Origin of the sequence: Phenylobacterium sp. (assembly GCF_016793225.1) — a bacterium.
Lineage (GTDB): Bacteria > Pseudomonadota > Alphaproteobacteria > Caulobacterales > Caulobacteraceae > Phenylobacterium.
In genome coordinates this window covers 1-20,864 of record NZ_JAEUMN010000171.1, presented here as the reverse complement: position 1 = coordinate 20,864, position 20,864 = coordinate 1, and the positions used below count along the sequence as shown (strand labels likewise).

The window sequence follows — 20,864 nt, the reverse complement described above, 5'->3', positions numbered from 1 at the left end:
ACGGCGGCACTCTGCAAGCCTTGCCATGGGGGCTCGACATGCTGCTTGGCGCGAACCTGATCGCAGCGTTCCTGGCCTTGGCGCTGCCCTTCGCACTGTTCGTGTCCCGACACGTCGTGCGGACGCAGCGCGCGGCCCTCTACAACGACATCGCCGCCACGCTCTTTCCGGAGGGCGGTTCGGAGTCGTGGCCACAGCTCGAAGTCGTCCGGACCAAGTACGCCACGGGCCGAGGCGGCGAAGGCGGTACGCGCAATGGCGCCAATCTCGTCGCTGACGCCAATCGTGACCCGCGAACGCTGGTGTTCACGGCCATCTTCTTCTGCGCTTTCAGCTTCATGGGCTTCGCCCTGTTGCTGGTCCCGCCCGACAGCCTCGCCGGCGGCACGGCTGTCGCCTGGCATCCGCTGCAGTTGGCCTTCCTCTCGAATACGCCGTTCTGGGCGGGCGAAGGCCAGGGAGACGTCGGGGCCCGTCAGGTTCAGCTTGTGGCCGCCTTCGCGTTCCTCGGCGCCTACATCACGTCGGCCCAGTACCTGATACGCCAGCTGCTCAACTTCGAGCTCGGCGCCATCGCTTTCCTGCGCGCCGCCTTTCAGCTCTTCCTGGGTGTCGTGGTGGCCGTCACCGCCTACCGCGCGCTCGTCGAACTGGTCGGCAACCTCAACGGCGTCCTTGGGGGCGCGGCCTCGGCGAGCGCGGCCAGCGGCTGGTGGCTGGGGGCCGCATTCCTGGTCGGACTGGCGCCCGAGGCTGGGCTCAGCTGGATTGCCGATCAGCTCAAGCTTCGCCTCCGGAAGCGTGTCAACCTTGCGTCCCTGAACTCGGCGCTGATCGCACCCCTGGAGGTGATCGACGGGATCGACTCCGGCATTCGTTTTCGGCTGGAGGAGTCGAACATCTACGACGTGCAGAACCTCGCCACGCAGAACCCGATCGAGCTATGCGTCGACACCCCCTACAGCCTTCTGCAGATTTTCGATTGGGTGCTTCAGGCGCAGCTCTGCACCGTTGTGGGGGGGCGCTCGTTTGAAGGCCTGCGTGCTCACAACATCCGCACGATCTTCGACCTCGAGCGCGCCGTTCTGGCCGACAACGCCCCCTCCGACTACGTTCTCGCGATAGGCACGGTCCTGTTCGCCAACGCCTCGGCCGCCTTCAAGGCCAAGGTCGGTTTTGACGGGGCGAACGCGAACCTCACCGTCGACGTTATCCAGCACTCGGTAGGCGTCATCAGCGATGACCTCCACGTCCACCGGCTCCGGTCGCTCTGGCGTCGGATTCTGAAGCGAAGCACGACCGAGGAAGACCGCGCCTGGCTCTATCGCCGCGGCTTGCTTCCCGGCGATCCCGAAGAGCTGACCCCGGTGGCGACGGACGCCATCCACTGGGCGGACCATGCCGCCTTCCTCGGCCGTCTACATGCTCTTGAGGTGGCCGAGCGCCAGGCGCTGGAGGCCACTCAGCCGCGGAACGTCGAAGCCCTCAAGGCAAAGACCGCGACGATTGCCGCCCTGCGGCAGGGAGCTCTCACAGCCGCCCGAAGGGCTGTCCAGGCCAGCCCCAGCCTTTGGGCCGTCCTCCGCATGATGTGGTCGCCGCCGCCCGACAAGCCGCGGGCCCGAAGGGACCTGGCGTCGTTGGCTGACGACCCGGATTTCCGCGCCTTCTTCAACCCGGCGGGATAGCGCCGCCTACCGGTCCTTCTCGCGCTCGCCGATGGCCGCCTGGGCGGCCGCCAGCCGGGCGATGGGGACGCGGTAGGGCGAGCAGCTGACGTAGTCGAGGCCGATCTTCTCGCAGAACTGGATCGACGCGGGGTCGCCGCCGTGCTCGCCGCAGATGCCCAGCTTGACGCCCGGCCGGGCGGCGCGGCCCCGTTCGGCGGCGATGGCGATGAGGTCCCCGACGCCCTCCTGGTCGAGGCTGACGAAGGGGTCCTTCTCGAAGATCCCCTTCTCGATGTAGGCGTTCAGGAAGCGGCCGGAGTCGTCGCGGCTGATGCCGAACGTCGTCTGGGTCAGGTCGTTGGTGCCGAAGGAGAAGAACTCGGCGTTCTGCGCCAGATCGCCGGCGCGAAGGGCGGCCCGCGGCAGCTCGACCATGGCGCCGACCACGTACTCGATCTCGCGGCCCTGCTCGGCGATCACCGCCTTGGCGACGCGGTCGGTGAGCTGGCGCAGGAAGCGCATCTCCTCGCCCTTGGCCACCAGCGGGTGCATGATCTCGGGGATCGGCGCGGGCCGGCCCTCGGCGGCCACCTCGCAGGCGGCCTCCATGATCGCGCGCACCTGCATCTCGTAGATCTCGGGGTACGAGACGCCCAGGCGGCAGCCGCGGTGGCCCAGCATCGGGTTCACCTCATGCAGCTCCTGCGCCCGGCGCAGCAGCTTGGCCGGATCGAGCCCGGTGGCCTCGGCCACGGCCTGCACGTCCTCCTCGTTGTGCGGCAGGAACTCGTGCAGCGGCGGGTCCAGCAGGCGGATGGTGACCGGCAGGCCCTCCATGATCTTGAACAGCTCGACGAAGTCCTTGCGCTGCATGGGCAGGATCTTGTCCAGCGCCTGCTTCCGGCCGGCCGCGTCGTCGGCCAGGATCATCTCGCGCACGGCGGCGACGCGCGCCGGGTCGAAGAACATATGCTCGGTGCGGCAGAGGCCGATGCCCTCGGCGCCGAACTGCCGGGCCGTGCGGGCGTCCAGGCCGGTCTCGGCGTTGGCGCGGACCTTCAGGCGGCGCACCTCGTCGGCCCAGCCCATCAGCGTGCCGAAGTCGCCCGAGAGCTCGGGCTCGATCATCTTCACCGCGCCCAGCAGCACTTCGCCCGTCGAGCCGTCGATGGTGATGACGTCGTAGGCGCGCACGGTCTTGCCGCGGGCGTGGAACTCGCCGGCCCGGCCGTCGATGTGGATCTCGCCCGCGCCCGAGACGCAGGGACGGCCCATGCCGCGGGCCACCACGGCGGCGTGGCTGGTCATGCCGCCGCGGGCGGTGACGATGCCCCTGGCGGCGTCCATGCCGCGGATGTCCTCGGGCGAGGTCTCCTCGCGCACCAGGATGACCGCCTCGCCCAGGCCGCCCAGCTTCTCGGCCTCCTCGGCCGTGAAGACCACCTTGCCCGTGGCCGCGCCGGGGCTGGCCGGCAGGCCCGTGGCCACCACGTCGCGCGGGCTCGACGGGTCGATCGTGGGGTGCAGGAGCTGGTCGAGGCTGCCGGGCTCGACGCGCATGACGGCCTCGGTCTTGTCGATCAGGCCCTCGCTGGCCATGTCCACCGCCACCTTCAGGGCGGCCTTGGCGGTCCGCTTCCCGTTGCGCGTCTGCAGCATGTAGAGCCGGCCCTGTTCGACCGTGAACTCGATGTCCTGCATGTCGCGGTAGTGGCGCTCGAGCTTGCCCACCACGTCGCGGAACTGGGCGAACACCTCGGGCATCGCCTCTTCCATCGACGGGTTCTTCTCGCCCATCTCCTCGCGGGCCACCTTGGTCAGCGGCTGCGGGGTGCGGATCCCGGCGACCACGTCCTCGCCCTGGGCGTTGATCAGGAACTCGCCGTAGAGGCGGTTCTCGCCGGTGGACGGGTTGCGGGTGAAGGCGACGCCGGTGGCCGACCCCTCCCCCATGTTGCCGAACACCATCGACTGGATGTTCACCGCCGTGCCCCAGCTCTCCGGGATGTCGTGCATGCGGCGGTAGAACTTGGCGCGGTCGTTCATCCAGCTCGCGAACACGGCGCCGATCGCGCCCCAGAGCTGCTCGACCGGGTCCTGCGGGAAGGGCTCGCCGCGCTCGTCCTCGACGGCGCGCTTGTAGTCGGCGACGACCTCCTCCCAGTCCTCGGCGGACAGGCCCGTGTCCACGTGGATGTCCAGGCGGTCCTTATGGTCGTCGAGGATCTCCTCGAACATGTGATGGTCGAGGTCGAGCACCACGTTCGAGTACATCTGGATGAAGCGGCGATAGGAATCGAAGGCGAAGCGCCGGTCGCCGGACAGCTTCGCCAGGCCCTCGACCGTCTCGTCGTTGAGGCCGAGGTTCAGCACCGTGTCCATCATGCCGGGCATCGAGGCGCGGGCGCCCGAGCGCACCGAAACCAGCAGCGGGTTCTTCGGATCGCCGAAGGCCTTGCCGGTGATCTTCTCCACCTGCCGCAGCCCCTCGGCCACCTGGTCCTTCAGGCCGGGCGGATAGGTCTTGTCGTCGTCGTAGTACCGGTTGCAGGCCTCGGTCGTGATGGTGAAGCCGGGCGGGACCGGCAGGCCCAGGGCGCTCATCTCGGCCAGGTTCGCGCCCTTGCCGCCCAGCAGGTTCTTCATCGAGGCGTCGCCGTCCGCCGACCCGCCGCCGAAGGCATAGACCCACCGCGTCTTCACCGTCGCATCGGCCATAGCGTCACCCGTCCTCGTCTAGCCCGTGATCTGCGAGAAGTCCGCCACCTGTCCCATGGCGTCCTTGACCTTCGCCAAGAGGCGAAGGCGGTTTTCCCGTTCCGCAGGATCGTCGGAATTCACTAACACCTGGTCGAAGAACGCGTCGACCGGCCCGCGCAGCCCGGCCAGCAGGCGCATCGCGGCCTCGAAGTCCTCCGCGGCGAGCGCCGCCGACAGGCGCGCCTCGAGGGCGACGACGGCGTCCACGAGCGCCAGCTCCTCGGCCGGCGCGCCCTGGATCCGGCGCGCGTCACCGGTGGGCAGCGGCCCCTTCTTCTCCTCGGCGCGCAGGATGTTCACCGCGCGCTTGTAGCCGGCCAGCAGGTTCCTGCCGTCCTCGGTGGCGAGGAACGCGCCCAGCGCCTGCACCCGCGCCACGATGCGCACGAGATCGTCGTCGCCCAGCGCGAAGACGGCGTCCACCAGGTCATGCCGCCGCCCTTCGTCCCGCAGCTGCACCTTCAGGCGCTCGGCGAAGAAGGCCAGGAGGTCGGCGGAGCAGATGGTCCGCAACGGCAGCCGGATCCGGTTGGCGAGCACGATGCGGATGACGCCCAGCGCGGCGCGGCGCAGCGCGAACGGGTCGCGCGAGCCCGTGGGCTTCTCACCGATGCCGAAGAAGCTGACCAGCGTGTCCAGCTTGTCCGCGAGCGCGACCGTCGCCGCGACGGGGGCCGCCGGGACGTCGTCGCTGGGGCCCTGCGGCTTGTAGTGCGCACGGATCGCCTCGACGACGTCGGGATCGAGCCCTTCGCCTTGCGCGTAGTACCCGCCCATCACGCCCTGCAGCTCGGGGAACTCGCCCACGACGCCGCTCACCAGGTCGGCCTTGCTGAGGCTCGCCGCCTGCACGGCCTTCGACCGGACCGCGTCGCCGCCGCCCACGTGCGGCGCCAGCGTCTCGGCCAGGGCCACGATCCGCTGCACCCGGTCGTACATCGAGCCCAGCTTGGCGTGGAAGGTGACGCCCTTCAGCTTCTCCAGCCGGTCCTCGAGCCTGACCTTGCGGTCCTCGTTCCAGAAGAATCGGGCGTCCGACAGGCGGGCGGCCAGCACCTTGGCGTTGCCGCGGGCGATGATCACGCCGCCGTCCTTGGCCGCGATGTTGGCCACCGCCAGGAAGTGCGGCGCGAGCTTGCCCGTCGCCGGGTTGCGCACCGCGAAGTAGCGCTGGTGCACCCGCATGGACGTGCGGATCACCTCGGGCGGCAGGTCCAGGAACGCGGGGTCCATGTCGCCCAGCACCGGGACCGGCCACTCCACAAGGCCCGCGACCTCGTCCAGCAGCCCGGCGTCCTCCACCAGCTCCAGGTTCCGCGCGGCGCACAGGGTCTTGGCGTCGGCCAGGATGCGCTGCTTGCGCTCCTCCGGGTCGAGGACGACGAAGTGCTTCTCCAGCTTCTCGGCGTAGGCGTCGAAGTCGCGGGCCGTGAACGGCTGGCCCGAGCCCATGAAGCGGTGGCCCTCCGTGACGTCGCCGCTCGCGATCCCCTCGATGTCGAAGGGCGCCACCTGCCCGTCGAACACGCACAGGATGCGCCGCAACGGACGCACCCAGCGCAGGCGCGACACCCCCGACACCATCGACTTCGGCCACGGGAACTCGCGCACCACGGCCGGGATGATCTCGGCCAGGATCTCGGCGGTCGGCCGGCCCTTCCGGCTGAGCGTCGCGAACCAGACGCCGTCCTTCTCCACGAGGTCGGACTTCGAAAGCCCCGTCTTGCGCAGGAAGCCCTCGAGCGCCTGCTCGGGCGCGCTGGTGCGCGGGCCCTTCAGCTCCTCCGAGCGGTCCTTCTGCGCCTCGGGCAAGCCCTCGGCCACCAGCGTCAGGCGCCGCGATCCGGCGAACGTCTTCAGGGCCTCGGGCAGCAGGCCCTCGGCGGCGAGTTTCTCGCGCACGAGACGCTCCAGGTCGCGCGCCGCGCCCGCCTGCATGCGCGCGGGGATCTCTTCGGAGAGCAGTTCGAGAAGCAGCTGGGGCATCGGTTACATCCTTTCCCGCAAAGCGGGAGAGGGGGACCGCCCGCCGACCCCGGCCTTGCGCCGGGGGAAGAGCGGGGGGTGGAGAGGGAAAGCGGCCGTCGCGGCAGTCAGGCCAGGCGCCCTGGGCTCCGTGCGCGCCCCCTGCCCTTCCCACCACTCGCTCTTCGCTCCGCTCGGCGAGCGGTCCCCCCTTCCCACGGCGTGGGAAGGGAAGGTCGGGATCGGAACGGCCATCACGCGTTCCCGCCCTGGCTCTCGACCCAGGCTTCCGCGCACATCTTGCAGAGGTCGCGGATGCGGCCGATGTAGCTCTGCCGCTCGGCCACCGCGATCGCGCCGCGGGCGTCCATGATGTTGAAGAGGTGGCTGGCTTTCAGCACGTGGTCATAGGCCGGCAGCGCCAGGGGCTGGCCCTGCCGCCCACGGCTGGCGAGGATGCGCGGAACCTCGCGCTCCATGTCCTCGAACTGGCGCTTGCAGGTCTCGACGTCGGCGGCTTCCAGCTCGAAGGCCGAGAACTGCTGCTCGTTGGCCAGGTAGATGTCGCCGTAGGTGAACTCGTCGTTGAAGGCGAGGTCGTAGACGTTTTCCTTGTCCTGCAGATAGAGCGACAGCCGCTCCAGGCCGATGGTCAGCTCGCCGGCCACCGGGAAGACGTCGAGCCCGCCCACCTGCTGGAAGTAGGTGTACTGGGTGATCTCCATGCCGTCGCACCAGACCTCCCAGCCCAGACCCCAGGCGCCCACGGTGGGGTTCTCCCAGTCGTCCTCGACGAAGCGGATGTCGTGGAGCATCGGGTCGATCCCGATCGCCTCCAGGCAGCCGAGGTAGAGCTCCTGCAGGTTCTCGGGGTTCGGCTTCAGGATCACCTGGTACTGGTGGTGCTGGTGCAGGCGGTTGGGGTTCTCGCCGTAGCGCCCGTCGGCCGGCCGCCGCGACGGCTGGACATAGGCCACCTTCCAGGGCTTCGGCCCCAGCGTGCGCAGCACGGTCATGGGCGACAGCGTGCCGGCCCCGACCTCGACGTCGTACGGCTGCAGGATCGCGCAGCCCTGCCGGCTCCAATAGTCATGGAGCTTCAGGATCAGGCCCTGAAACGAGAGCGGATTGTCGGGCATCGGGGAAAGCTTGTTCGCAGGCGCAAAAAAAGTCGGCGGACCATAGGGCCCGCCGACCTTGGCTTCAACCCGCGCAAGCGGGCTCCGTTTGCAGGGCTCAGTTGCCCCGCGGCGCGGTCATCTTGCCGGCCCGCGACATGGGCGCGCCGTACTTCGCACGGTTCTCCCGGGTGTCCGGCACGGGCCCGTTCGTCACGGTCATGTTGGTGAAGGTGGCCGAGGTGTCCGTGGCCGTGGTCGTGGCGGCGGGCGCCGCGGCCAGATCGGCGGCGGGCTCGGCCTCGGCCGCCGGCGCGGCGGTGACGTCGGTCGTCCCGCTCGCAGGCGCCGGCGCGCCCACGGGCACGGTGACCTTCTCGGTGTACTGCTTGTCGTCCGACGGCGCGTGCGGGCCGTTCCAGTCGCCCGTCACCGACCCGGGAGTCGGAGCCTTGGGCATCTCGGTCTGCTGGGCGGACGCGGCCCCGCCGGCGAGGGCGAAGGCGGCGGCGGCGGTGGCGAAATAAGCGAGCTTCATCGTCAGAACTCCAGGTTTGTGGCGCGATATCTGCGCCCCTACCTCGATGTGCCGACGCTCTACGGCTCAGGCGGGGGTTGGTTCCCGCCCGAGCCGCAGGTTTTCCGCAATCTACTGGCCCGGGGCCGCGGCCGGGGCGGCGGCGGTCGGCGCTTCCGCGGTCCCGCCCTGCCCCGCGACCAGGACCTTGTCGACCACGTGCAGCAGGCCGCTGCCCGTCTTCACGTCGGCCTGCACGATCGTGGCCCCGTCGACCTTGAGGGCGCCGGCCTCGTCGCTGCCGTCGAGCAGGATGGTGTCGCCCGCCCCCGACGGGATCGGCCCCTTGGCGCCCTTGATCTTGTCCGAGCCCACCGGCGCGTTGACGATGTGGTGCAGGATGAAGCGCTGCATCGCCGCCTTGTCCGACTGCAGCTTGGCGAGGTCGGCCGCGGGCAGCGCCTGGAACGCCGCGTCGGTCGGCGCGAACACCGTCAGGTTGCCGTTCGTCTTCAGCAGGCCGGCGAGGTTCGTGTCGGTCAGCCCCTTGGTGAAGATCGTGAACTGGCCGTTGAGCTTCAGGGTGTCCACGAGGTCGCCGTTCACGGCCACGGGCTTGGCGGCCGTGGCGGACGGCGCCGACGCGGCGGGCGCCGCGGCTTCCGGGGTCTGGGCCTGGACGGCGAGCGGCGTCACGGCCAGGGCGGCGACGGCGGCGGCGAGGAACACGCGGGTCATACTGGATTCCTTCGAGGCTGCGGCGGCCTCTTCGGCGAGGCCGCGGATGGCTGCGCGGGTAGGTCGTCGGTGACTTCAGTCCCGCGGTCCTGGCGAGACTAGGCAAGGAAAGCGCCGGATTTACGACGAGTTCCGGGCAGGTCAAGCGCCGCGGAGCCGCTCCCGTGGGGTCAGGATGCGCATTTTCGCGGCGCCTCGCCTGGGCGGCGCCCGGAAATTGGGCGCACCTCGGCTTCTTGCGGAACCGCCGCAGTGCCCGCGCTCGGGCTCGCTGCCCCCCGACATAGCGTCTGCCCGACCGCTGCGAGGGGAAAGAAACAGCGCGGCGGTCTTCGAACGATCGATAGGGGCGGGCCCGCCTGGAGGGCCGGACGCGGAGTGCGAGCGGATGAAACTCATCATGGCGATCGTCAAACCGTTCAAGCTGGACGACGTGCGCGAAGCGCTCGTCGCGGCCGGCGTGGAGGGTCTGACGGTCTCGGAGGTCAAGGGATACGGCCGTCAGAAGGGCCAGACCGAGATCTATCGGGGGGCGGAGTACCAGATCAACTTCCTGCCCAAGGTGAAGCTGGAGTGCGTCGTCGACGACGCACAGGCGGGCAAGGCGGTGGAGGCCATCAAGGCCGCAGCCGCCACCGGCAAGATCGGTGACGGCAAGGTCTTCGTGCTCGACGTCCAGGAAGCCGTGCGCATCCGGACGGGCGAGACCGGCGCGGCTGCGCTCTAGGGGAACAAGGGGATATGCTGATGAAATTCTTCGGAAAAACGCGGCTGGCAGGGCTCGCCCTCGCCGCCGTGATGGCAGGCGCCCCGTTGGCCGCGCCTGCCCTGGCGCAGGAAGCGCCGGCCCCCGCCGCCGCCGCGCCCGCCGCGGAAGCTGCGCCGGCCCCCGCCGCCGAGGCCGCGGCGCCGGCCGCGGAAGCCGCCGCTCCGGCGGCCGCTGAGGCGGCTCCGGCCGCCGAGGCCGCTCCCGCGCCGACGCCCGACAAGGGCGACACCACCTGGATGCTCGTCTCGACCGTCCTGGTGCTGCTGATGATCCTGCCGGGCCTCGCCCTCTTCTACGGCGGCCTCTGCCGGCAGAAGAACATGCTGTCCATGCTGATGCAGGTCTCGATCGTGACCGTGATCGGCATGATGGCCTGGGCCTTCTGGGGCTACAGCCTGGCCTTCACCGACGGCGGCGGGCTCAACAAGTTCGTGGGCGGCTTCTCGAAGCTGTTCCTGAACGGCGCCGTCTACAACGCCGACGCGGCCTTCACGAACGTCGAGACCTTCTCGAAGGACGTGGTGATCCCCGAGGTGGTGTTCGTCTGCTTCCAGATGACCTTCGCCTGCATCACCGCCGCCCTCGTGCTGGGCGGCGTGGCCGAGCGGATGAAGTTCGGCGCCGTGGTGGTCTTCGCCCTCCTGTGGCCGCTGCTCTCGTACTACCCGATGGCGCACATGACCTGGTGGTGGGCCGGCGCGACCTCGGCCTTCGGCAAGACCGCCGAGGAGCTGGTCGCCGGCGCGGGCCAGATCTGGGCCTTCGGCGCCCTCGACTTCGCGGGCGGCACCGTTGTGCACATCAACGCGGGCATCGCCGCCCTCGTGGGCGCCCTGATCCTCGGGCCGCGCAAGGGCTACCGTTCTGAGCCGATGCCCCCGCACTCGCTGACCCTGACCCTGGTGGGCGCGGGCCTCCTGTGGGTGGGCTGGTTCGGCTTCAACGCCGGCTCCAACCTGGAAGCCAACGGCTACGCGGGCCTGGCGATGATCAACACCCTCCTGGCCACCGCCGCGGCGGGCTTCTCCTGGGCCATGGTGGAGTGGTTCACCCGCAAGAAGGCCTCGATGCTGGGCCTGGCCTCGGGCCTCATCGCGGGTCTCGTGGCGGTCACCCCGGCGGCGGGCTTCGCCGGCCCCGTGGGCTCGATCATCCTGGGCCTCGTGGTCTCGCCGATCTGCGTGATCTTCTGCTCGGTGGTGAAGAACGCGCTGAAGTACGACGACAGCCTGGACGCCTTCGGCATCCACGCGATCGGCGGCATCGTCGGCGCCCTCGCCACCGGCATCCTGGTCAACCCGGCCATGGGCGGCGCCGGGGTGGTGGACTTCACCAACGGCAGCGTCGGCTACGACGCGGGCGTGCAGATCATGGCTCAGGTCAAGGCCGTGGCCCTGGCCGTCGTCTGGTCGGCCGTCGCCAGCGCGATCGTCTTCTTCCTGATCAAGTTCACGCTCGGGCTGCGGTCTTCGCCCGAAGCTGAAGAGGAAGGCCTCGACATCGTCGAGCACGGCGAGCGCGCCTACCACAGCTAGGTCGCGGACAGTGATCGCGGCGTCGGCTGACCAGGCGCCGCAACGGGAACGGGGGCTCTTCGGAGCCCCCGTTTTCGTTCGGGCAGAAGGGACACGCAGGGGAGCCGACGTTCGTGTGTGTTTGAAACACACAAGTCTCGTTGTCGGACTTGTGATTGTGTTCTAGAACACACACATGAACAGCCGAGAGGTTATCCGGGCCATAGAGGCGGACGGGTGGTACGAGGTGCGCCAGCGCGGCTCGCACAAGCAGTTCCGCCACCCGACCAAGTCCGGCCTCGTGACCATCTCGGTTCATGGCGGAGACCTACCTATTGGGACCCTTCGCAGTATCGAACGACAGAGTGGCGTAAGCCTCCGCTGACGCAGAGGCGGTCCGAGCATGGAGGGTCGGATGGCGAAGGTGACTTACATCGCGTTCTTGGAGGCGACAGACGACGGCTACGGCGTGTCGTTCCCCGACCTGGAGGGCTGCATCAGTTGGGGTGCGGATCAGACCCAGGCCCTAGAGAATGCCCGCGAGGCACTGTCTTTACACCTGGAGGGGATGGCTGAGGAAGGACTGGAGATTCCGTCACCCTCAGATCTCAAAGCTGTCGCGCGAAGACTTGCGGAAGCCTACGTCGAGCGGCGCGAGCCTACGGTGTACGTGGGCGTGGAGGTTAAAGCTCCCGAAGCAGCCGAGCGGGTGAACGTGTACCTGAACAAGGGGCTGCTTGATCGAATGGACCGGCATGCCAGAAGGCGTGGTGTGAACCGCTCTGAGTTCATTGCGCTCGCCGCGCGCCACTACATGGGCGAACCCAGCAAGGGCGGCGCCAGCCACTTCCCGGGCGACGCGGACACGGAGGGTTGGGTCGAGCATCCGCCTATCCTTCAAGAATAGGTGCGGTTCTTGCCGCCCAGGCGAGGGCTACCAGGGCCCGCCGAGCCGGCAGCGCTTCACCCACCAGTCGGGCGCCAGGGCCTCGATGCGTTCGGCCAGCGTCTCGGCCGCGATGTCGTCGGCGCAGAGGGCGAAGCATGTCCCGCCCGAGCCCGACACGCGCGCCAGCAACGCCTCCGGCTCGTCCCGCAGGGTGTCCAGGACCGCCCCTACCTCCGGCGCGACGGCCACGGCCGGCCCCTCCAGGTCGTTGCGCTGGGTCGCGAGCCAGGCCGCCAGCTCGGCGGCGTCCTCGAAGGCGTCGGGCATCGGCGGCCGCGTCACGTCGCCGAACGCGCCGCCGGCGTCGAGGGCGCGGTAGACGGCGGGCGTCGAGACCGGGACCCGGGGATTGACCAGCACGGCGTTCAGCACCGGAAGCCCGGGGGCAGTGGCGAGCTTCTCGCCCCGGCCTTCGGCGATCACCGGCCGCGCCCAGAGGCAGGCGGGGCCGTCGGCGCCCAGGGCGGCCGCCACCCGCTCGAGCCGCGCGTCGTCGAAGCCCGGCGCATAGACGTCCCGGATCAGGCGCAGCGCGGCCCCCGCATCCGAAGATCCACCGCCCAGGCCGCTGGCCACCGGGAGGTTCTTCTCCAGGGTGAAGGTGAGTTCGCCCATCTCACGGCCCAGCTCGGCCACGAAGGCGCGAACGGCGCGGAACACCAGGTTGTCCCGCTCGGGCCCCACGCCCCTCGCGAAGGGGCCGCGGACGATCAGGGCGCCCTCGCCCGGCCGCGCGCCGACCACGTCGCCGAAGTCCGCGAACACCATCAGGCTGCAGAGCGGGTGGTAGCCGTCCGCCGCAGGCGCGCCCACGTGAAGGAACAGATTGACCTTGGCGGGCGCGAGCGCCTCGGGCACGGCCCTACTGGCCCGCCACCAGCCGCGGCGGCCCCAGGCCCTCGGCCAGCTTCTTCTCGGCGTCCGCCTTGATCTTGTCGTCGGGCTTCAGGGTCAGGACGCGCCGCCACTGGAAGCCCGCCTCGTCCTTGCGCCCCACCATCCAGTAGGCGTCGCCCAGGTGGTTGTTGATCTCGGGATCGCCGGCCTCGATCTCCACGGCCTGTTCCAGCAGCTCGACGGCCTTCTTGTAGTTGCCGAGCCGGTAGTGGGCCCAGCCCAGGGAGTCGATGATGGCGCCCGAACGGGGGTTGGCCGCCACGGCCTTCTCGACCATGCCCATGGCTTCCTGGAGCCGTTCGCCGCGGTCGATCCAGGCGTAGCCCAGGTAGTTCAGCAGCTCGGCCTCGTCCGGCCGCATCTTGAGCGCCTGCTGCAGGTCGGCCTCGGCCTCCTTCCAGCGGCCCGAGCGCTCCAGCGCCTGGCCGCGGGCGTAGTAGAGGGTCCATTCCGGATCCTTCGACTCGGCGATGAGCCCGTTCAGGATGCCGATCGCCTCGTCGTACTTCTCGTTGGCCCGCAGGAGGTCGGACAGGGTCAGCCGGCCCTCGCGGTCGCCGGTGGCCGCCGAGGCGCGGGCCATGCGCAGGGCGCCTTCCTTGTCGCCCGCGGCCTGGTAGCTCCAGGCCAGCTTGGCCTGCGCCGCCGCGAACTCCGGCGCCCCGGGCTTCGGCTTCAGGTAGGCGGTCCGCGCGCCCTCGACATCCCCCGCCTGCTGCATGAGGTCGCCCAGCATCAGCCAGGCGTCGTTGCGGCTAGGGTCGAGCGCCAGCGACAGGCGGATGTAGGCCAGCGCCGTGGCCTCCTGCCGCGCGCTGATCATGGTGGCGGCGGGCGCGAGCAGCGCGAAGGCGGCGCCCTCACGGATGCTCGGGGCCGCCGGTGCGCCCTTGCCCGACGCGGCCCTCGCACGCGCGGCCTTCAGCGCCAGGCTCATCGGATTCCGGCGCAGGGCCCCATCGTAGTAGGCCAGCGCCTCGGGCCGGCGGCCGCGGCGCTCCAGGAACGCGCCGTACGCCAGCACGGAGATCTCGCTGGGGCTGTCGCCCTTGGTCACGGCCTTGAAGTTGGTCTCGGCCTCGTCGTAGCGGCGGGCGCGTTCGAAGAGGTGGGCCTGGCCGATCTGGCCGAAGTAGTCCACCGCCCCGTCGCCCCGCAGCTGGGGCCGCACGAACGAGCCTTCCACGTCCCCGGCGGCGGCCGACACCCAGGGGCCCAGCAGCGCGGCGGCGCCCCGGTGCGGGAAGCCGATGCCGTCGCTCGCCAGTTCGGCCCTGGCGACCTTGCCCTTGCCGTCCGCCAGCGCGGCCACGACCTTGACGAGACGGCCCAGCCGCTTGCCCGGCTCGCCGGCGTCGGGGCCCACAGGGGCCATGAGCGCCGCCTTCTGGACGTCGCCGGCCATCAGCGCGGCGGTGAAGGCGCGCTCGGCGACGGTGGCGTTGTCGCCGCTCTCGCCGCGGGCCAGCTCCAGGAAGCGGGCGGCCTCGGCGCTGCGCCCTTCGGCGAGCGCGGCGTTGCCGGCCAGGAACATGCCATAGGCGCTGTCGGCGGCGGCCGGCGCGGCCGGCTCCAGGTCAGCGGACGGGACGGTGGCGCAGGCGCACAGCAGGGCCGCGGGCGCGCAGACGGCGAGGAGGAAGCGACGCATCAGATGCTAGTCATGGGCGCGCGGAGGCGGCTCCGCAAGCGCCCAGAGGTCACAGGGCGGCCACATGGCCGCCCGCCGGCCTACATGTTGGGGTAGTTCGGCCCGTCCCCGCCCTGCGGCGTCGTCCAGTCGATGTTCTGCGACGGATCCTTGATATCGCAGGTCTTGCAGTGGACGCAGTTCTGGAAGTTGATCTGGAACTTCGGGTTGTTCCCGGCCTCGTCGTAGAGCACCTCGTAGACGCCCGCCGGGCAGTAGAGGCGCGCGGGCTCGCCGTACTTCGGCAGGTTCACGTCGATCGGGACCGACGGGTCGCGGAGCCGCAGGTGGGCCGGCTGGCTCTCGTCGTGGTTCGTCGCCGACAGGAACACGCTCGACAGCTTGTCGAACGAGAGCACGCCGTCCGGCTTCGGATAGACGATCGGCTTGTAGTCCGACGCCTTGCCCGTGGACTCCGCGTCGCTCTTGTCGTGCTTGAGGGTGCCGAACAGGGACAGGCCGCCCAGCAGGTGGGTGGTCCACATGTCGAAGCCCGCGAAGGCCGTCCCCAGCATCGTGCCGAACTTCGACAGCATCGGCTTGGCGTTGCGGACGACGTTCAGCTCCTTCTTCACCCACGAGGCGTCGAAGGCCTGCTTGTACTCGACCAGCTCGTCGCCCGCCCGGCCGGCGGCGATGGCGGCGGCGGCGGCCTCGGCGGCCATGATGCCGCTCTTGATCGCGTTGTGACTGCCCTTGATCCGCGGCACGTTCACGAAGCCGGCGCTGTCTCCGAGCAGCACGCCGCCCGGGAAGTACAGCTGGGGAATCGACTGGAGGCCGCCCTCGGAAATGGCGCGGGCGCCGTAGGCGATGCGCTTGCCGCCTTCCAGATGCTTGGCCACATCCGGGTGGTGCTTCCAGCGCTGGAACTCGTCGAACGGCGACAGCCAGGGGTTCTTGTAGTTCAGGTGCACCACGAAGCCCGTGGCCACGTAGTTGTCCCCGAAGTGGTACATGAAGCTGCCGCCGCCGGTCTTGTCGTCCAGCGGCCAGCCCAGGGTGTGGATCGCCAGGCCGGGCTGGAACACCGCGTCGGGAACCTGCCACAGCTCCTTGATGCCGATGCCGTACTTCTCGGGGTTGGCGTTCTTGCCGAGGCCGTACCTGGCCTTCAGCACCTTGGCCAGCGACCCGCGCACGCCCTCGCCGATGAAGACGTACTTGCCGCGCAGCTCCATGCCGGGCTCGTAGCTGGGCCCGGGCTGCCCGTCCTTGCCCAGGCCGAACTCGCCGGCGACCACGCCCACCACCCGATCGCCCTCGAACACGGGCGCCGAGGCCGCCATGCCCGGATAGATCTCGACGCCCAGCTCCTCGGCCTGCCCCGCCAGCCAGCGGCAGACGTTGCCCAGCGAGGCGATGTAGTTGCCGTGGTTGTTCATGAAGGGCGGCATGGCCCAAACCGGCAGATCCAGGCTGCCCTGCGGGCCCAGGACCACGAACTTGTCCGCCGTGACGGGGGTCTCGAGCGGCGCGCCCTTGGCCTTCCAGTCGGGGATCAGCTCGCTCAGGCCCTTGGGATCGATCACCGCGCCCGAGAGGATGTGGGCGCCCACCTCGGCCCCCTTCTCGATCACCGCGACCGTCAGGTCGGCGTTGAGCTGCTTCAGGCGGATCGCGGCGGCCAAGCCCGAGGGGCCGGCGCCGACGACGACGACGTCGTACTCCATCGCTTCCCGTTGGATGGCTTCGCTCATCGTCGTCCTCTCAAGCTCGCGTCACGGCCCCCGTCCGACGCCGTGGGGGTCTTATCAGGACGTCACGCCGCGCCGGTCAAGCGGGAAGGCGCGCGCTAGCGCGGCCCGTCGACCACCAGCTTGACCTGGCGGCCCGGGCGCACCGCCTCTCCGGGCGCGAGGCCGTTCAGCATCCGGAACAGCTCCAGGCGGTCGGTGTCCGCCGCCATGCGGGCCGCCAGCGATTCCGCCGTGTCCCCGGCGCGCACCGTCACCACCGCGATCCGCCGGCCCGCCGCCGCCCCCGCCTCCCGCTCGCTGAGCCGCCGGAACGAGCCGAACATGGGGCGGAAGCTGTCCAGCCGGCCGGCCGGCGCCATGGCGACGAAGTGGTAGGTCTCGTCGCCGCCCAGGTTGTAGGCCACCGCGATCAGGTCCACCGGCCGGCCGCCCGAGAACGCGCGCGCCTGCACCTGCGCCGCCTCGACACCGTTGATGGTGACGCGCTCCGGCAGGCCCATTTCGTGGCGCCCCTGGCGGATCACCGCCCGCAGCACGTTCTCCGCATAGCCGGCGAGCTGGCGCGAGGTGGCCGTCCCGCCCGAAAACTCGGCGAGCAGCCCCTCGGGGCCCGTGACGCGCACCGCCTCGGGCGCGTTCGCCACGGCGAAGCCGCGCGGCGCGTCGAAGCGGATCCGCAGCCCGGGATGGATGTACGCGCCGCCGCGCACCAGGCCCTGCACGGGGTCGGCGTCGTAGGACATGCCGTCGATGGCCAGCAGGAACGGCGTCTCCTCCAGGCGCAGCCCTTCCCGCGGAATGCCCGCCGCCGCCGCCTGGACGCGGGCGATCCGGTCGCCCGTCAGCGGATGGGTGCGCGCCCAGACCGGGACTTCGCCGCCCGCGCCCCTCGCCCGCGCCGAGTACGCGTCCTCGCGCTGCAGATCGGCGAGCACGCCGGTCAGGCCGTCGGGGGCGTAGCCGGCCTGCGGCAGGTAGCGCAGCGCCAGGGAGTCGGCCTCGTATTCCTGGTTGCGCGAGTAGCTGAGCGCGCCCAGCTTCGCCACGCCGCTGGCCACCCGGCCGGCGAGGTTCGACTTGGTCGCCGCCCCGATGAGCGAGGCGGCCAGGCCCGACAGCGCCTCGGCGTTGCGCTGCCGCTGCGCATGCTGCGCGGTCACGTGGCCCAGTTCGTGACCCAGCACCGCCGCCAGCTCGGCCTCGGAGTTCATGATCGAGAGGAGGCCCCGCGTCACATAGACATAGCAGCCGGGCGGCGCCGTGAAGGCGTTCACCACCTCGCTGTCGAGGAGCGTGAAGGAACACCGCTGCCGGATCCCCGCCGCCGCCGCCATCCGCTGGCCCACGCGCGAGACGTACTGGGCCTGCGGGCCCGTGTAGACGCCGCCGAGCTGCGCCACGAGTTCGGTGTGCTCCCGGGCCGGCTGCGCCGCCGCAGGCAGCCCCGCCAGCGCCACGGCCGCGGCCATGATCGCCACGCGTCTCCTCATGCGCCCCTCCCCCGCGGAATAGCGGGCTGACAAGCCCGGTGCTTCGCGCCAAGAGTGGACCAGCCTCACGCCGGAGTGAACCCACGCCCATGCCGGCCGCCGCCGACGCCACGCCCGCGCAGCTCGCCGAGAGCCTGCTCGCCTTCTGGGCCGACGCGGGCGTCGACGCGATGATGCTGGACGAGCCCTTCGACCGCATCGAGGCCGGCCGCGTCGCGCCGCCGCCCCGACCCGCGCCGGCGTTGGCCCTGGCGCCCCAGCCCGGCCCGCGCGCCGCGCTCCAGGCCGACATCTCGGGCGCGATCGCCCAGGCCCAGGCCGCCGCCGCGGCCGCGGGCGACATCGGCCAGCTCGTCGCCGCGATCGCCGCGTTCGAGGGCTGCTCCTTGCGAACCGAAGGCGCGGCCACCCAGGCGGTGGTCTACCGTGGGACCCCGGGCGCGCCGCTGATGGTGATCGGCGAAGGTCCGGGCGCGGAGGAGGACGCGCGGGGCGAACCCTTCGTGGGACGCGCGGGGCGTCTTCTGGACAAGATGCTGGCCGCCGCGGGGCTCGAGGGGCGGGTCCTCATCACCAACACCGTGTTCTGGCGGCCGCCGGGCAACCGCACCCCGACCCCCGCCGAACAGGCGGTCTGCGCCCCCTTCCTGGAGCGGCTGATCGCGCTGGCGCAGCCCCGGATGCTGCTGCTCGTGGGCGGCGCCTCGGCCAAGTCGCTCCTGAAGCGCGAGGAGGGCATCCTGGCCCTTCGCGGACGCTGGTTCGAATGGACGTCCACGGACGGCGCCGCCGCCCTGCCCGCGCTGCCCACGCTGCACCCCGCGTTCCTGCTGCGCCAGCCGGGCGCGAAGAAGCGCGCGTGGCAGGACCTGCTGACCCTGAGCGAGCGCCTGGACCGGCCGGGCCGCGAGGGCTGACCCCGGATCGTCGGCAGCCAAGACCTTCTAAAGACTGTGGATAACGTCCCGGCGGCGGCGGCCGCGGGCGAAGTCTGCGGCAATCGCGAGCTTGATCCCCCGGCAGGCTCGCCTTAGCCTTTGCCGCTGGGACAGTGGAAAATAAGGGGTTCGCGCTCAACCTCGCGTTAGTCGTGGTGCGCGGATAAGGCGGCATGACGCTAAAACAGCGCCTGCGCGTCGGGGTATTGTCCCTCGTCGCCGGAGTCTCGATGGCCAGCGTAGCGGCCGCCGAATCGCCGAAGGCCCTCTCCGAATCCGACGCCCGCGCCTACGCGGCCGCCTTCGAGGCCGTGGACCAGGGCGACTTCGTCGGCGCCGAGCTGACGGCCGCCGAGATCAAGGACAAATCGCTCGCGGGCTACATTTCGTTCCGCGCGCTCATGCACCCCACGGCTCACAAGGCCTCGTTCGAGGAGCTGTCGGGCTGGCTGGCGCGCTTCCGCGACCTCCCGCTCGCCGACCGGGTCTTCTCGCTGGCGGCGAAGCGCAAGCCGGCCGAGGCCCCGAACCCGCCCACGCCCGAGGTCGCGCTGATCGACACCGCCCGCAGCGAGATCACGCGGCCGGCGCGCGAGGCCTTCTATTCCGGCGACGCCCGCACGGCCTTCCAGCTCGCGGTCAGCGTCGGCGAGCGCTGGATCGCCGGCCTTTCGGCCTGGCGCCTCGGCGACTACGCCCAGGCGCAGGACTACTTCGTCCAGGTCGCCCGCGACGAGGCCGAGGATCCCTGGCAGCGCTCCGCCGCCGCCTTCTGGGCCGCCCGGTCCGCGCAGGCGCAGGGCGATGTCCGCGCCGCCCACGGCTTCCTGCGGATGGCCGCCCAGGCGCCGCAGACCTTCTACGGCATGATCGCCGAGCGCCAGGTCCGCAGCCTTCAGGCCGAGGCGCCCACCGGCCAGCTCATGCTCGCCAGCTACCGCAGCGCGCCCAGCGAGCCCCTCGCGGGCGCCCGGCTCAGCCGCTTCCTCGAGGCCAATCCGCGCGCGCACCGCGCCGCCGCCCTGGCCCAGCTCGGCCGCGCCGAGGAGGCCCGCCAGGAGCTGCGCGCCGGCCTCGCCCTCGCCCGCACGACCGACGAGCGCAACACCTGGTCGTCGCTGCTGGCCCAGCTGGCGCCGCCCGGATCGGGATCGCAGAAGCCGCAGTACCTGAACCTCTACGACTACCAGGCCCCGCCGCTGGCGCCGAAGGACGGCTTCACCATGGACCGCGCGCTGGTCTATGCGATCGTGCGCCAGGAAAGCGCGTTCAACCCGGCGGCGCGCAGCCACGCCGGCGCGCTGGGCCTGATGCAGCTGCTGCCTGGCTCGGCGGCGCTCGCCACCGGCGACAAGACCTACCAGCGCAAGCCGCGCACCCTCCTCGATCCCGCCACCAACCTGCGGGTCGGCCAGGACTACCTCGCCTACCTGATGGACCGTGGCGTCGGGCCCGACCTGCTGAAGATGGTCGCCGCCTACAACGCCGGGCCGGGGGCCGTGCTGAAGACGGTCCAGAAGGTCGGCGACCAGGACCCGTTCCTGATGGTGGAGTGCCTGCCGGCGCTCGAGACGCGCAACTACGTCGAGAAGGTCGTCGCCGGCTACTGGACCTACAAGCGGATGTTCGGCGAGGAACCCAAGACCCTCGACGCCCTCGCCGGCGGCGCCCAGCGCATCGACGTGCGCATGGACCTAGCCTATCCGCCGCCCGCCCCTCAGCCGCAGCACGCGACGGACGTCCGCCAGGTCGACGCCATCAGCGAGCTGCTGGAGAAGGCCTCGCTCGACTAGCAGCGCGGTGGGCGTGCGGCTCAGCAGGCCGCCGTCCTTCAACCCCGCCACCAAGGCGTCCGCGCCCCCGGCGGCCACATGCGCGTCCAGCGCCGCGATCCAGCCGTCCCGCAGCCGGAAGCCGGCCGGCAGCAGCAGCACCTGCGCCTGGCGCGCCGCCCGCGCGGCCGCCGCGATGCCGGGGTGAGCGTCGGCCCCCATGTCCTCGCACAGGGCGTCGATGCCGGCCTGTCCCGGCGACGCCACGATCGCCACCTGGCGCACCAGCCCGTCCACCGCCCCGGCCGTCAGCTGGGTCAGCAGCGCCGGCAGGCGGTCGGCGTCGCGCCGCGCGTCGATGATCACGCTGAGCATGG

At 70.9% G+C, this 20,864-nt stretch carries 17 protein-coding genes; 7 read left to right on the top strand and 10 right to left on the bottom strand.

Annotated elements, in window-relative coordinates; genetic code table 11:
* Positions 1–1,688 (top strand): hypothetical protein (locus tag JNK30_RS20355; RefSeq protein ID WP_293485155.1); only part of this gene is annotated, 1,688 nt, incomplete at its 5' end.
* 6 nt (positions 1,689–1,694) lie between these two features.
* Here the strand turns inward: JNK30_RS20355 and ppdK are convergent.
* The 5 genes from ppdK to JNK30_RS20330 all read right to left on the bottom strand — a co-directional run bounded on the left by ppdK (position 1,695) and on the right by JNK30_RS20330 (position 8,768).
* Positions 1,695–4,388 carry a pyruvate, phosphate dikinase gene (ppdK, locus tag JNK30_RS20350; protein ID WP_293485153.1) on the bottom strand — a complete coding sequence of 898 codons (2,694 nt, stop codon included), beginning with the start codon at positions 4,386–4,388 and terminating at the stop codon, positions 1,695–1,697.
* 18 nt (positions 4,389–4,406) lie between these two features.
* On the bottom strand, positions 4,407–6,416 hold the full coding sequence (gene glyS, locus JNK30_RS20345) for a glycine--tRNA ligase subunit beta (protein WP_293485151.1): 2,010 nt from the start codon (positions 6,414–6,416) through the stop codon (positions 4,407–4,409).
* A gap of 233 nt (positions 6,417–6,649) precedes the next feature.
* The gene (locus JNK30_RS20340) at positions 6,650–7,534 is read right to left on the bottom strand and encodes a glycine--tRNA ligase subunit alpha (RefSeq protein WP_293485149.1); all 885 of its coding nucleotides are present in this window, start codon (positions 7,532–7,534) and stop codon (positions 6,650–6,652) included.
* 97 nt (positions 7,535–7,631) lie between these two features.
* Complete coding sequence (locus tag JNK30_RS20335; protein ID WP_293485147.1) at positions 7,632–8,051, bottom strand: hypothetical protein; 420 nt, start codon at positions 8,049–8,051, stop codon at positions 7,632–7,634.
* Positions 8,052–8,162: 111 nt separating this feature from the next.
* Positions 8,163–8,768 carry a fasciclin domain-containing protein gene (locus tag JNK30_RS20330; RefSeq protein WP_293485145.1) on the bottom strand — a complete coding sequence of 202 codons (606 nt, stop codon included), beginning with the start codon at positions 8,766–8,768 and terminating at the stop codon, positions 8,163–8,165.
* Positions 8,769–9,156: 388 nt separating this feature from the next.
* On the opposite strand from JNK30_RS20330, the gene JNK30_RS20325 reads away from it, so the two are divergent.
* From JNK30_RS20325 to JNK30_RS20310, 4 genes are all read left to right on the top strand, one after another.
* Positions 9,157–9,495, top strand: a complete 339-nt coding sequence (locus JNK30_RS20325; protein ID WP_293485143.1) for a P-II family nitrogen regulator — start codon at positions 9,157–9,159, stop codon at positions 9,493–9,495.
* Between the two features lie 20 nt (positions 9,496–9,515).
* Positions 9,516–11,072, top strand: a complete 1,557-nt coding sequence (locus JNK30_RS20320) for an ammonium transporter (RefSeq protein ID WP_293485141.1) — start codon at positions 9,516–9,518, stop codon at positions 11,070–11,072.
* A gap of 175 nt (positions 11,073–11,247) precedes the next feature.
* Positions 11,248–11,436, top strand: a complete 189-nt coding sequence (locus JNK30_RS20315) for a type II toxin-antitoxin system HicA family toxin (RefSeq protein WP_293485139.1) — start codon at positions 11,248–11,250, stop codon at positions 11,434–11,436.
* A gap of 30 nt (positions 11,437–11,466) precedes the next feature.
* Positions 11,467–11,958, top strand: a complete 492-nt coding sequence (locus JNK30_RS20310; RefSeq protein ID WP_293485137.1) for a type II toxin-antitoxin system HicB family antitoxin — start codon at positions 11,467–11,469, stop codon at positions 11,956–11,958.
* A 27-nt stretch (positions 11,959–11,985) separates the two neighbouring features.
* On the opposite strand, the gene JNK30_RS20305 is transcribed toward JNK30_RS20310, so the two are convergent.
* The 4 genes from JNK30_RS20305 to JNK30_RS20290 all read right to left on the bottom strand — a co-directional run bounded on the left by JNK30_RS20305 (position 11,986) and on the right by JNK30_RS20290 (position 17,777).
* Complete coding sequence (locus JNK30_RS20305; RefSeq protein ID WP_293485135.1) at positions 11,986–12,858, bottom strand: 4-(cytidine 5'-diphospho)-2-C-methyl-D-erythritol kinase; 873 nt, start codon at positions 12,856–12,858, stop codon at positions 11,986–11,988.
* Positions 12,859–12,862: 4 nt separating this feature from the next.
* A complete protein-coding gene (locus JNK30_RS20300; RefSeq protein WP_293485133.1) occupies positions 12,863–14,548 on the bottom strand; it encodes a tetratricopeptide repeat protein in 1,686 nt (561 codons plus the stop codon).
* Positions 14,549–14,628: 80 nt separating this feature from the next.
* Complete coding sequence (locus JNK30_RS20295; protein WP_293485131.1) at positions 14,629–16,287, bottom strand: electron transfer flavoprotein-ubiquinone oxidoreductase; 1,659 nt, start codon at positions 16,285–16,287, stop codon at positions 14,629–14,631.
* Positions 16,288–16,382: 95 nt separating this feature from the next.
* Positions 16,383–17,777 carry a M48 family metalloprotease gene (locus tag JNK30_RS20290; RefSeq protein WP_293485129.1) on the bottom strand — a complete coding sequence of 465 codons (1,395 nt, stop codon included), beginning with the start codon at positions 17,775–17,777 and terminating at the stop codon, positions 16,383–16,385.
* Positions 17,778–17,866: 89 nt separating this feature from the next.
* Between JNK30_RS20290 and JNK30_RS20285 the strand changes: the two genes are divergently transcribed.
* Together JNK30_RS20285 and JNK30_RS20280 are read left to right on the top strand one after the other, a co-directional pair.
* A complete protein-coding gene (locus JNK30_RS20285; RefSeq protein WP_293485127.1) occupies positions 17,867–18,694 on the top strand; it encodes a uracil-DNA glycosylase in 828 nt (275 codons plus the stop codon).
* A 251-nt stretch (positions 18,695–18,945) separates the two neighbouring features.
* Entirely contained in the window at positions 18,946–20,508 is a 1,563-nt protein-coding gene (locus JNK30_RS20280; RefSeq protein ID WP_293485125.1) for a lytic transglycosylase domain-containing protein, read from the top strand.
* On the opposite strand, the gene JNK30_RS20275 is transcribed toward JNK30_RS20280, so the two are convergent.
* Positions 20,410–20,864 (bottom strand): hypothetical protein (locus JNK30_RS20275; RefSeq protein WP_293485124.1); only part of this gene is annotated, 455 nt, incomplete at its 5' end. The two genes, JNK30_RS20280 and JNK30_RS20275, sit on opposite strands and share 99 nt — an antisense overlap.

Coding starts and splice junctions, on each gene's coding strand:
- ppdK (WP_293485153.1), bottom strand. CDS start 4,388: ATGGCCGATGCGACGGTGAAGACGCGGTGGGTCTATGCCTTCGGCGGC.
- glyS (WP_293485151.1), bottom strand. CDS start 6,416: ATGCCCCAGCTGCTTCTCGAACTGCTCTCCGAAGAGATCCCCGCGCGC.
- JNK30_RS20340 (WP_293485149.1), bottom strand. CDS start 7,534: ATGCCCGACAATCCGCTCTCGTTTCAGGGCCTGATCCTGAAGCTCCAT.
- JNK30_RS20335 (WP_293485147.1), bottom strand. CDS start 8,051: ATGAAGCTCGCTTATTTCGCCACCGCCGCCGCCGCCTTCGCCCTCGCC.
- JNK30_RS20330 (WP_293485145.1), bottom strand. CDS start 8,768: ATGACCCGCGTGTTCCTCGCCGCCGCCGTCGCCGCCCTGGCCGTGACG.
- JNK30_RS20325 (WP_293485143.1), top strand. CDS start 9,157: ATGAAACTCATCATGGCGATCGTCAAACCGTTCAAGCTGGACGACGTG.
- JNK30_RS20320 (WP_293485141.1), top strand. CDS start 9,516: ATGAAATTCTTCGGAAAAACGCGGCTGGCAGGGCTCGCCCTCGCCGCC.
- JNK30_RS20315 (WP_293485139.1), top strand. CDS start 11,248: ATGAACAGCCGAGAGGTTATCCGGGCCATAGAGGCGGACGGGTGGTAC.
- JNK30_RS20310 (WP_293485137.1), top strand. CDS start 11,467: ATGGCGAAGGTGACTTACATCGCGTTCTTGGAGGCGACAGACGACGGC.
- JNK30_RS20300 (WP_293485133.1), bottom strand. CDS start 14,548: ATGCGTCGCTTCCTCCTCGCCGTCTGCGCGCCCGCGGCCCTGCTGTGC.
- JNK30_RS20295 (WP_293485131.1), bottom strand. CDS start 16,287: ATGAGCGAAGCCATCCAACGGGAAGCGATGGAGTACGACGTCGTCGTC.
- JNK30_RS20290 (WP_293485129.1), bottom strand. CDS start 17,777: ATGAGGAGACGCGTGGCGATCATGGCCGCGGCCGTGGCGCTGGCGGGG.
- JNK30_RS20285 (WP_293485127.1), top strand. CDS start 17,867: ATGCCGGCCGCCGCCGACGCCACGCCCGCGCAGCTCGCCGAGAGCCTG.
- JNK30_RS20280 (WP_293485125.1), top strand. CDS start 18,946: ATGGCCAGCGTAGCGGCCGCCGAATCGCCGAAGGCCCTCTCCGAATCC.